Raw genomic sequence first — 2,980 nt, 5'->3', positions numbered from 1 at the left:
CAATGTCAATATGCGCCCCGAGGGACGCGATCTGTTTTCGAAGGACGCGACGATCATCGAAAGCTCGCGATCGCATGCGCATCGCTATCCTGAGAGACCGGCCAAATTAATCGTTCACTGGCTGCGCGGCGGTCGAGACGCTTGCCTTCCGCGAACCACCACGCTCCCTTCTTTTCCCGACTTGGCCGAGACAATAGTTGCAGTCGCGGGTCGAGCGCGCACCGCGCTCGATCCCGAACTCATCTGGCGGCACGCCCATCACCGCGCCTGGGCAAGTTTGCGGGTGGTGACGATGGTGACGTCGTGCGTGATCGGTGCGGACGCCGGGTGAAGGGGTGCCGACAGCAGGAACATGGTCATGATGATGAACTCGTCAGAGATGAAGAAGACCATGCGGCGTGCGGCGATCAACGGCTTCGGCCTTCGACCGGATTGTTACGCATGTAGTCCTGAATGAGGCAGAGCAAACCACCTGCCGGCGGCTGGACTCGTGCTGGATCCGATGGATCGTTGCCGGTCACGGATGCGATCAGGCCGGGAAGCCTACCAGCGATCGTTTCAGAACCCTGCGAACGATAGGGAGTTACCAGGATAGGACAAATTGGACGGCGGCTGCGAGGGGAAATCCGGCACTTGAGAGGACGGCGACCACTTTGGACCGGTGGGAGCAGCACGGGCCGACGTAGCAAAACCACCGCCTGGCGTCGGGCCGGCAGACGGAGCGAGTTGTGCAGTCGACCTGTTAGTCTGAGGCGCCACGTCCGTCCGCGGCTGACCGCCGTCTGGTGCTGGAAATCCGTACTCAAAAACATTGTTGCGGCTTGGGACACCTGCGGCCGCTGCGGAATCGCGTATGATTTCATCATTCCAGGCAGGCCTGGAGCGTCCGGGCGAAGGGAGAGAGTTCGTCCAGCGGACCCATTGCAGGCGGAAAGATATATGTGTGGATGAAGTCGGCATTTGAGCCGGCGTCCATGTCTCGGTGAGAGCCGGAGAAGCGTTTGGCGACCCAATTCCCCACTCGACCACGGTTTCTTTTGCTTTTGCTTTTCCTGGAGATTGCCATCCGTGCGGCGTGACGCCGCTGACGCTGACGAAGGGAATTCCCACAGACAGATTTCCGGTAATCCCTTTCCCGAGAGTGTCCTGCGACGAAAGGCCCGGACGCAAATGGACCGGATGAGCGCCAAACCCTGGCCCACCCAACGATCGAGTCACTGTGAAAGGCGGTGTGCCGGGCGCACCTGGATTCCAATAGTAGGTCCCGCCCAAGCGGCCAAACAGCGTTGGGACCGACAGCGAAATTCCGTCTGCACGCAGGTTTCCATTCTTGTTGACCGACAACTCTTCCTCCATATTTGTAAAAAAGTTGTCCGAGAGGCACGCCTCCCTCGTGCAGACCTGCTTGCCGCTTCAGAACGTGAGACGGACGAATTCTGATGATGAGTCATGTTCCAGACTTGATCGTGCTCGCCTGGTTGGCCGGGATACTTGCGATCGCCCACAGAGCGCGTGTGCTGCTGTATAGCGCCCTGAGACACCCAGCTCCCGATGCGCGCCCTAATGATTTTTTCCGATTCGGGATTATCAAATTGGCTGTCCATGTCGATCCGGCCAAATTGACCGAGGCAGGTCGCCGGCTCCTCTCGAGGGCACAGTGGGGTGAAAGATTTCTGCTGCTCTGGACGATGGATGTCCCGCTGTTTGTCTTGTTACCCCTGCTCTTGCCTCCTCCGCATCCGTGACGCCTCCGCTTGAGAGGAGAGAGCAACGGCACGGACAGGCATGGTCACCCGCGAATGATATTTACCTCGATGATTCCACTTCTGATCTGGCTAGCCGTCCTCACGGTCTTGGTTGGACGGTGGATGAATGATGTTCGCGTTCTGCATAATAATTTGTTGTCAGGAGCTGGCGGCTTGGACTCGATGAAACCTGGCCTCATCCATCGGCTCTGGTTTCGCTTTGATCATATGGATCCTACACAACTGACCGAGATGGGGCGCGAGCGGCTCGGAGGTGCGATCTCGAACGAACACAGGATTTATCTTTGGATGGCGATCGGCCTGGTTCTCTGCAGATATTTGTTCTGGACTCAGCGTTTGGCCCGCAAAATGCCAATCACCGATCTCCGCTTCCAGCCGGATTGGACCGCATGTACTCCTGGATCATTCCAAGTAGGCCGCCGGCAGGCGGCTGGGACTGAGTAGGATCGGATACATCGCGGCCTGTGAGATCGGCGATCATGCCGGGAATGCCGCCCGGCCGATGAGTGGGCGGCGCAGCAGCGGTCGGCACACCTGATAGCCCAGCAGGGGGCAGAACTCCTAGATTTGGTTGAGCCCACCACGGCCAGGCAGCAGGCGTGCTGGACGGCGCGGCCCAGGATGCCGAGCCCGATGGATCACTCGACATCGAAGGTGTCGGCTGCGGTGCTCGCGCCCCTTTCATATCAGGGACGTCGCGATCCCCCTGATTCGACGCCGCGGGCGATTGCGGCGTCACAGGCACGATCGCACCAGCTGCATCGACGGTCCAATCCTGGGGATTCGACAGGATGTCTCTGATCAATTGCCCTTCACGATAAGCTCCGTGGGCCCCCCACCCGCCTGCGAGTGATCCGCCGGCTCCGAGCGCCGTTGAACCGACGACTGCTCCCGGCAGGCCACCGACCGCCTGCCCGCCAGCCCATCCGGCAGCTCCGCCGAGGATCCCACCCCAAGTTTTCCCAGAACCGACCATCCCGTCGTGAAGAACATCGCCGCGAGATGGCGGAGCATAGCGCGACAACAACTCCTTCTTTGTTTGGCCCTGGGCGATCATGTTAACTAGTCTTGCAATAAGATTTTCGGCAACCATCTATTCTCTCCAGAAATCCTTCTCTCGGGCCGCTCCCGAAAGTCCAACAGATGCAGCAAGATCGCCGAAATCAGGCTGGGCAAGGCTGCTCGAAGTCTTTGTTGGTGAACGCGCTTGTTCT

General features: G+C 59.3%; 1 protein-coding gene. It reads left to right on the top strand.

Annotated elements, in window-relative coordinates; all coding sequences use genetic code 11:
- Positions 1 to 331: hypothetical protein (locus tag BRAS3843_RS41860; protein ID WP_210161386.1), on the top strand; the 331-nt coding region annotated here is incomplete at its 5' end.
- Between the last annotated feature and the right edge of the window lie 2,649 nt (positions 332 to 2,980).

The organism is Bradyrhizobium sp. STM 3843, assembly GCF_000239815.1.
Classification (GTDB): Bacteria; Pseudomonadota; Alphaproteobacteria; order Rhizobiales; family Xanthobacteraceae; genus Bradyrhizobium.
Note: the sequence above shows the minus strand (reverse complement) of the source record. Positions and strands in the feature narration are given on the sequence as shown.